The sequence below is a fragment of the Cellulomonas endophytica genome (assembly GCF_004123805.1).
GTDB classification, from domain to species: Bacteria; Actinomycetota; Actinomycetes; order Actinomycetales; family Cellulomonadaceae; genus Cellulomonas; species Cellulomonas endophytica.
The window spans coordinates 59,274-67,250 of the sequence record NZ_RWJX01000019.1 but is presented as its reverse complement, the minus strand read 5'-3'; the positions used below and the strand labels follow the sequence as shown (position 1 = coordinate 67,250).

The window sequence follows — 7,977 nt, the reverse complement described above, 5'->3', positions numbered from 1 at the left end:
CCGGCACGGCCCCGGGCGCCTGCCCCGGCGCGGGGCCGTCGAGCGGCCGCACCGCGGCGACGGCGGCGGCGCCGGCCGCGGCGCCGTCGTCGTGCCCGCCCATCCCGTCGGCCACGACGAGCAGCCGGGTGCCGGCGAACGCACGGTCCTCGTTGTCGGCGCGGGGTCCGCGGTCGCTCCGCAGCCCCGTGCGCAGGACGACGCCCACCGCCGCCTCCCTAGGAGGCCCGGTCGACGAGCGCGTCGGCGAAGTCGACGAGCGCGTCCTTGACGGGCCCCGCGGGCAGGGGCGCCAGCTCGTCGACGGCGGCGCGCGCCAGGCCGACGGCCCGCTCCCGCGTCTGGTCGACCACGCCGTGCCCGGACAGCGCCCGCACCGCGTCGGCTAGGGCGGCGTCCGTGCTGAGGTCGGCGTCGAGCATGGCGAGCAGGTCGCGGTCGGCGGGGGCGGCGCCGGGCCGGCCGGCCCGGTCGCGGAGCAGCAGCGCGGGGAGGGTGGGCACCCGGTCCCGCAGGTCCGTGCCCGGCGTCTTGCCCGTGACGGCGGCGTCCGAGGTGAGGTCGATGACGTCGTCGGCGAGCTGGAAGGCCACGCCGAGGGTCTCGCCGTAGCGCTCCACCGTGCCCACGACCTCGGGGCGGCAGCCCGCGAACATCGCCCCGAAGCGGGCCGAGGTGGCGATGAGGGACGCCGTCTTGTCGCTGAGCACCTGGAGGTAGTGCGCCACCGGGTCCTCGTCGGGCCGCGGGCCGACCGTCTCGTGGAGCTGGCCCAGGCAGAGCCGCTCGAAGGTGGCCGCCTGGATCCGCACCGCGTCCGGGCCCAGGCCCGCGACCGTCGCCGACGCGCGCGCGAACAGCAGGTCTCCCGTGAGGATGGCCACGGAGTTGCCCCACACCTCGTGCGCGGCCGGGGCGCCCCGGCGCAGGGGCGCGGCGTCCATGACGTCGTCGTGGTACAGCGTGGCCAGGTGGGTCAGCTCGACGACCACGGCGGCGTCGAGCACCTCCCGGCGGGTCCCGTCGCCCAGCTCCGCGGCGAGCAGCGCCAGCAGCGGGCGCAGGCGCTTGCCCCCCGCGTTGACCAGGTGGCGCGACGCCTCGTCGGCCAGGCGGTCCGTGGAGGTGACCGCGTCCCGCAGCCGCTCCTCGACGAGCGTCATGCGGCCCTCGAGGCGCGTGGCGAGCCCGGGGTCGACGATCGGGAGGGCGGTCGTGGAGGTCACGGCACGAACCTACTTTCCGCGCGGCCCCCGGGGCACATCCGGTGGTCCCGCTCACAGGCGGCGCCCTCCCCCGGCGCCGGGCCCGGTGCCCGGTGCCCGGTGCCTGATCGTCAGGGGAGGAAGACCGCCACGCGCCCCACGAGGTCGAGCACGGGCTGGGGCAGGACGCCGACGAGCACGGTGGCGACGAGGCACAGGCCCACCGCGACCGCCGCCGGCCCGGAGGTCACCGCCCGCACGGGCCCGGCGGCCCGCACGGCTCCCGACGGGGCCGGCGGGGCGTCGAGGACCGCCGTCGTCGCACCGGCCGGCGCGCCCGCGGCCGCCGCCGGGGACGGGCCCGTGGTCGTCACCCCGCGCGCGTCGGGGGTGACGGGCAGCCGGCCGCCCGCGCTCTCGGCCGCCGCCGCGCCGCCCGGCACGCCCCCGGCGGGGGCGAGGTCCTGCGTCGCCGCCGCGTCGTCCGCGGTGGCGACGGGCGCCTCGTCGCCGGTACCGGCGCCGCCCGTGAAGTACATCCGGACGATGACGCGGACGTAGAAGTACGCGGCGGCCGCGGACGTGAGCACCCCGACGAGCGCGAGCGGCCAGGCGCCGCCCGCGACCGCGGCCGAGAAGACCCCGAACTTGCCGAGGAAGCCCGCGGTCAGCGGGATGCCGGCGAAGGACAGCAGGAACACCGCGAACGCGAGCGCGAGCAGCGGGTGCCGGCGCGCCAGCCCGTTCCACTGCGCGAGGTCGGTCGCCTCCAGGTCGCCCGCGTCGCCGGGGCCGCTCTGCCGGACCATCGCGACGACGCCGAAGGCGCCGATCGTCGCCACCCCGTAGACGAGCCCGTAGAAGAGCACCGCGCCGACGCCCAGCTCGTCCAGCGCGACCACGCCCGTGAGGAGGAAGCCCGCGTGCGCGATCGAGGAGTAGGCGAGCATCCGCTTGACGTCGCTCTGCACGGCCGCGACGACCGTCCCGCCGACCATCGTGACGATCGCGACGGCCCACAGCATCGGCGCGAGGTCCCACTCCAGACCCGGCACGACCACGTACGCGAAGCGCAGCAGGGCGCCGAGGGCGGCGACCTTCGTGCACGCGGCCATGAAGCCCGTGATGGGGGTGGGGGCGCCCTGGTAGACGTCCGGCGTCCACGAGTGGAAGGGCACGGCACCGACCTTGAACAGCAGCCCGACGAGCACCAGCACCGCGCCGAGCACGAGCAGCGCGTCCAGGGCGGACGGGTCGGCGGTCGCGGCGGCGATGTCGGCGTAGCGCAGGGAGCCCGCGTAGCCGTAGAGCAGCACGATGCCGAAGAGCAGCAGCGCCGAGGCGAACGCGCCGAGGAGGAAGTACTTCAGCGACGCCTCCTGGGAGAGCAGGCGGCGCTCCCGCGCGGTCCCCGACAGCAGGTACAGCGGCAGGGACAGGACCTCGAGGGCGACGAAGAGCGTGAGCAGGTCGCCGGCCGCGGGGAAGACGAGCATGCCGCCCGTGGCGAAGAGGACGAGGGGGTACACCTCCGTCTGCACGAGGCCGCGGCGGCGCGCGAGCCGCTCCGTCTCCGAGCCGGGGACGGCGGCGACGAGCGGTGCGATCGCCCCCTGCCCGGCGCGGGAGCGGTCCGCCAGCACCAGGAGCGACAGCAGCGCCAGGAGGGCGACGACCCCCTGCGTCACGAGCGCGGGGCCGTCGAGCACGACGGAGCCGCCCAGGACGACGGTGCCGCCGGTCCGCTCGACGTCGCCCCACAGGAGCGCCACGGCGACGAGGGCGCCCGCCACCGCCGCGAGCGCCAGCAGGGGCTGGACGATGCGCCGGGCGGCCGGGGGCGCGAACGCCTCGACGAGCACGCCGAGCACCGCCGCCCCGAGCACCACGAGCACGGGGCTCAGGGCCCCCCACGCCACCTCGGGCGCCACGAAGCCGTTCACTCGTCCTCCTCGCCGTCCTGCGTGCCCTGCGTGCCCTGCGTGTCCGGGGGCGCGGCGGTCCCGCCGCCCGCGACCGGTGCGGTGTCCGCGACGCCCACCTCGGCCAGCGCCCGCTCGGCGGGCGGCCGGACGAGGTCGAGCGCCGGCCCGGGGACGAAGCCCAGGACCAGCAGGAGCACGACGAGCGGGGCCACCGCCCAGCGCTCGCGACCGCTGACGTCACGCATCGTCTCGAGGCCCGGCCGGACGGGCCCGGTGAACACGCGCTGGTACGTCCAGAGCACGTACACCGCGGCGAGGACCACCCCGAGGCAGGCCACGACGGCCGCCGCGGGGTACCGCGTGAACGCCCCGACGATGACCGTGAACTCGCTGACGAAGGTCGACAGCCCGGGCAGCGACAGCGCCGAGAGGCCGACGACGAGGAACAGCCCCGCCAGCACCGGCACCACCCGCTGGAGCCCGCCGAAGGCGTCCACGGACTGCGACCCCCGCCGGGCGGCGAGGTAGCCCGCGAGCAGGAAGAGCCCGCCCGTGGAGAGCCCGTGGTTGACCATGTAGAACGACGAGCCCGACACGGACGTCGAGGTGAAGGCGAAGATGCCGAGCACGATGAAGCCGAAGTGCGACACCGACGTGTAGGCGATGAGCCGCATGAGGTCCCGCTGGCCGATCGCGAGCAGCGCGCCGTACAGGACCGACACGACGGCCAGCACGACGACCACCGGCGCCGCCCACCGGCTCGCCCCCGGGAACAGCGGCAGGCACAGGGTGAGCATCCCGAAGGTGCCGACCTTGTCGAGGACGCCCACGAGGAGCGTCGACGTGCCGGCGGGCGCCTGCTCCGCGGCGTCGGGCAACCAGGTGTGCACGGGGAACATGGGCGCCTTGATGGCGAAGGCGAGGAAGAACGAGCAGAACAGCACGCGCTCGGCCGTGGTCGACAGCTCCGCGCCGACGAGCCGGTCGAGGAGGAAGCCGTCGGGCCCGCCCGGTCCGGCCAGGTACAGGGCGATGACGCCCGCGAGCATGACGAGCCCGCCCACGAGGGAGTACACGAGGAACTTCACCGCCGCGTACTGCCGGCGCGCGCCCCCGTACGAGCCGATCATGAAGTAGACCGGGATGAGCATCGCCTCGAACAGCACGTAGAACAGGAACAGGTCCCGGGCGGCGAAGACGCCGACCACGGCGGCCTCGAGGGCCAGCACGAGCGCGAGGTAGGTGCGCAGCCGGTCCGTCGCGGCGCCGGAGGCACCCTGCTCGCGCCAGGCGGCCAGCACGACGAGCGGGACGAGCACCACCGTCATGAGCACGAGGGAGATCCCGACGCCGTCGACGCCGAGGGCGTAGGAGGCGCCGATCGCCGGGATCCAGGCGTGCGTCTCGACGAGCTGGTGCTCGCCCGCCCGGCCGGTGTCGAACGCGAGGAGGGCGGCCACGGCCGCGGCGAGCTCGAGCACGGCGACGGCGAGCGCGACCTCGCGCGCCCGAGCCCGCAGCGGGGCGGGCAGGGCGACGAGGAGCACCGCGCCGACGAGCGGCAGGGCGAGCAGGACGGTGAGCCAGGGGGTCTGCGTCACGGGGGCGCGCCTCTCTCAGGACCCGAGGGCCAGGACGACGCCGCCCAGGACGACGACCCCGAGGAGCGTCGTGGCGGCGTAGGAACGGACGAGCCCGGTCTGGGCCCTCCGGGCGGCGGTGCCCGCGCGCACCGTCAGCGCGCCGACGCCGACCGCCGCGCCGTCGACCGCGGCGCGGTCGGCGAACACGAGCGTGCGGGTGAGGTGGGTGCCGGGCTCGACGAGCGCGGCGTCGTTCACCGCGTCCTGGTAGAGGTCGACGCGGGCGGCCCGGGTCAGCGCCGTCCCCACGGGCGGCACGACGGGCACCTCGTCGCGGGCGTAGCGCAGGGCGGCCAGCGCGAGCCCGGCGGCCACGACCACGAGGGTCGCGGCGATGATGACCGGGACCGGCAGCACGGGCTCCTCGTGCTCGGCGTGCCCCGTGACGGGCTCGAGCCAGGTCGTGAAGCCGCGCGTCGCCAGGACGAGGCCGAGGACGGCGGACCCGATCGCCAGCACCACCATCGGCACCACCATGAGCAGGGGCGCCTCGTGCGGGTGGTGGACCGGCGCCGGCGTGCCGACGGGGTGCGCCCCGGCCGGCGCGGGGGCCGTGCCCCGGCCCTCGTCGTGCCCGTCGCTCCAGCGCCGGCGGCCGGCGAACGTCATGAAGAACAGCCGCGACATGTAGAACGCGGTGACGCCGGCGCCGAGGAGCGCGACGAGCCCGAAGACCCAGGCCCGCCACGGCGCGCCCTCGACGGGGACGAAGGCCGCCTCGATGATGCCGTCCTTGCTGAAGAAGCCGGCGAACGGCGGCACGCCGAGGATCGCGAGCCAGCCGAGCCCGAAGGTCACGGCGGTGACGGGCAGCAGGCGGGCCAGGCCGCCGAAGCGCCGCATGTCGACCTCGTCGTCCATCGCGTGCATGACGGAGCCGGCGCCGAGGAACATGCCGGCCTTGAAGAACCCGTGCGTGACGAGGTGGAAGATCGCGTAGGCGTAGCCCACCGGCCCGAGCCCGGCGGCCAGCATCATGTAGCCGATCTGGGACATCGTCGAGGCCGCGAGGGCCTTCTTCAGGTCGTCCTTCGCGCAGCCGACCACGGCCCCGAACACCAGGGTGATGGCGCCGACCACCACGACGACGAGCTGCGCCGTGGGCGCGCCGTCGAACACGGACGCGGACCGGACGACGAGGTACACCCCGGCCGTCACCATCGTGGCGGCGTGGATGAGCGCCGACACGGGGGTCGGGCCCGCCATCGCGTCGCCGAGCCAGGACTGCAGCGGGAACTGCGCCGACTTGCCGCAGGCGGCGAGCAGGAGCATGAGGCCGACCGCGGTGAGCGTGCCCTCGGACAGCGCCCCGGAGCGGGCCGCGGCGTCGACGGAGGCGAAGTCCAGCGCGCCGACGTGGGCGAGCAGGAGCCCCATGGCCACCAGCAGCCCGATGTCCCCCACCCGGTTGGCGACGAACGCCTTCTTGCCGGCCACCGCGTACGGCGTCCGGTGGTTCCAGAAGCCGATGAGCAGGTAGGACGCCAGACCGACGCCCTCCCAGCCGACGAACAGCAGGAGGTAGGAGTCGGCGAGGACGAGCAGGAGCATCGCCGCGACGAAGAGGTTGAGGTAGGCGAAGAAGCGGCGCCGGTCGCGGTCGTGCGCCATGTACGCCACGGAGTAGACGTGGATGAGCGAGCCGACGAACGTCACGAGCAGCACGAACGTGATCGACAGGGGGTCCAGGCGGATCCCCGCGTCGACCGCCAGCGACCCGGCGTCGAACCAGCGGCCCACGGTCACGTCGACGACGCGCTCCTCCGCGGGCCGGCCGAGCAGGTCGAGCGCGAGCACGGCGCCGACGACGAAGGCCGCCCACGACGCGAGCACGGCGAGCCAGTGGCCCCACCGGTCCGCGGCGCGGCCGAGCACGAGCAGGAGGGCCGCCGCGGCGAGCGGGACGGCGACGAGGGCGGGCGCGAGGGCCTCGACGTCGGGCACGGGGTCAGCCCTTCAGCAGGTCGGCGTCGTCGACCGAGGCCGACCGCCGGGTCTTGAAGATCGCCACGATGATCGCGAGGCCGACGACGACCTCAGCGGCCGCGACGACCATGACGAAGAACGCGAGCACCTGGCCCTGCAGGTCGCCGTGGTGGCGGCTGAGGTGCACGAGGGCGAGGTTGGAGGCGTTGAGCATGAGCTCGACGCCCATGAAGGCGATGACGGCGTTGCGGCGCAGGAGCACCGTCATCGCCCCGAGGGTGAACAGCACCGAGGCGAGGACGAGGTAGTTCGTCGGGTTCACGGGCGGACCCCCTCGGCGGCGGCGTCGGAGGCGGCGTCCGAGGCGGCGTCGGAGCCGGCCTCCGCGGCGTCCCGGCCGACCGTCGGGTCGGGGCGGGCCTCGACCTCCCGACGCCGCCCGGCGTCGCCCGCGGACCCGGCGGGGGCCAGGGTGACGGTGCCGTCGGGACGCGTGGTCGGGACGAGCGTGCCGGGCGAGTCGGCGGCCTGGCCGCGCACGCGCAGGACGCGCGAGACGGACTGCTCGAGCGGGCGCCCGTCCGGCCCGAGGGCCGGCACGTCCATGGCGTTGCTCCGCGCGTAGACGCCGGGGGCGGGCAGGGGCGTGAGGGGGCCACCGGCGCGGACGCGGGCGACGGCGCGCTCGCGCTGGCCCCGCCGGGGCGTGAGGCGCTCGGCGTGCGTGAGCACGAGCGCGCCGAGGGCGGCGGTCACGAGCAGCGCACCGACGACCTCGAAGGCGAACACGTGCTGGCCGAAGACGAGCCGGGCGACGCCGACGGGGTTGGAGTCGGCGTTGGCCTCCGCCAGCCCGACGGGCGTCGCCCAGGTGGCGCGCCCGACGACGGAGACGAGCACGACCCCCAGGCCGATGCCCGCCAGCCAGCCGATCCAGCGCTGCCCCCGGATGGTCTCCACGAGGGAGTCGGAGGCGTCGACGCCGACGAGCATGAGGACGAAGAGGAACAGCATCATCACGGCGCCGGTGTAGACGACGACCTGGACGACGCCGAGGAACACCGCGTCCTGCGCCACGTAGAGGAACGCCAGGCTGATCATCACGAGGACGACGCTCAGCGCCGCGTGCACCGCCTTGCGGGCGAACAGCAGGCCGAACGCCGCGACCACGGTGATCGGGGCGATCACCCAGAAGAGGACCGCCTCCCCCGTCGTCGTGCGGCCCGACTCCGTCAGGGACATCACCACCGCCGGTGCCAGCACGGCGGCGTCCAGCGC

6 protein-coding genes and 1 pseudogene are annotated in these 7,977 nt (G+C 75.6%); all 7 read right to left on the bottom strand.

The window, feature by feature from the left end:
• Positions 1-208: pseudogene (locus EJA20_RS18645) on the bottom strand (serine/threonine-protein phosphatase); the annotation flags it as partial.
• A 10-nt stretch (positions 209-218) separates the two neighbouring features.
• Positions 219-1,226: a polyprenyl synthetase family protein gene (locus EJA20_RS08075; protein ID WP_129337631.1), complete on the bottom strand. Its 1,008-nt coding sequence runs from the start codon at positions 1,224-1,226 to the stop codon at positions 219-221.
• A gap of 110 nt (positions 1,227-1,336) precedes the next feature.
• Positions 1,337-3,148, bottom strand: coding sequence for an NADH-quinone oxidoreductase subunit NuoN (gene nuoN, locus EJA20_RS08070; RefSeq protein WP_129337630.1), 1,812 nt, complete (start codon positions 3,146-3,148; stop codon positions 1,337-1,339).
• Positions 3,145-4,731: an NADH-quinone oxidoreductase subunit M gene (locus tag EJA20_RS08065; RefSeq protein WP_129337629.1), complete on the bottom strand. Its 1,587-nt coding sequence runs from the start codon at positions 4,729-4,731 to the stop codon at positions 3,145-3,147. The genes nuoN and EJA20_RS08065 overlap by 4 nt, the downstream gene beginning before the upstream one ends.
• A 15-nt stretch (positions 4,732-4,746) precedes the next feature.
• A complete protein-coding gene (gene nuoL / locus EJA20_RS08060; protein ID WP_129337628.1) occupies positions 4,747-6,717 on the bottom strand; it encodes an NADH-quinone oxidoreductase subunit L in 1,971 nt (656 codons plus the stop codon).
• A 4-nt stretch (positions 6,718-6,721) separates the two neighbouring features.
• Positions 6,722-7,021, bottom strand: coding sequence for an NADH-quinone oxidoreductase subunit NuoK (gene nuoK, locus EJA20_RS08055; RefSeq protein WP_129337627.1), 300 nt, complete (start codon positions 7,019-7,021; stop codon positions 6,722-6,724).
• Entirely contained in the window at positions 7,018-7,941 is a 924-nt protein-coding gene (locus EJA20_RS08050) for an NADH-quinone oxidoreductase subunit J (RefSeq protein ID WP_129337648.1), read from the bottom strand. The genes nuoK and EJA20_RS08050 overlap by 4 nt, the downstream gene beginning before the upstream one ends.
• Positions 7,942-7,977 lie beyond the last annotated feature (36 nt).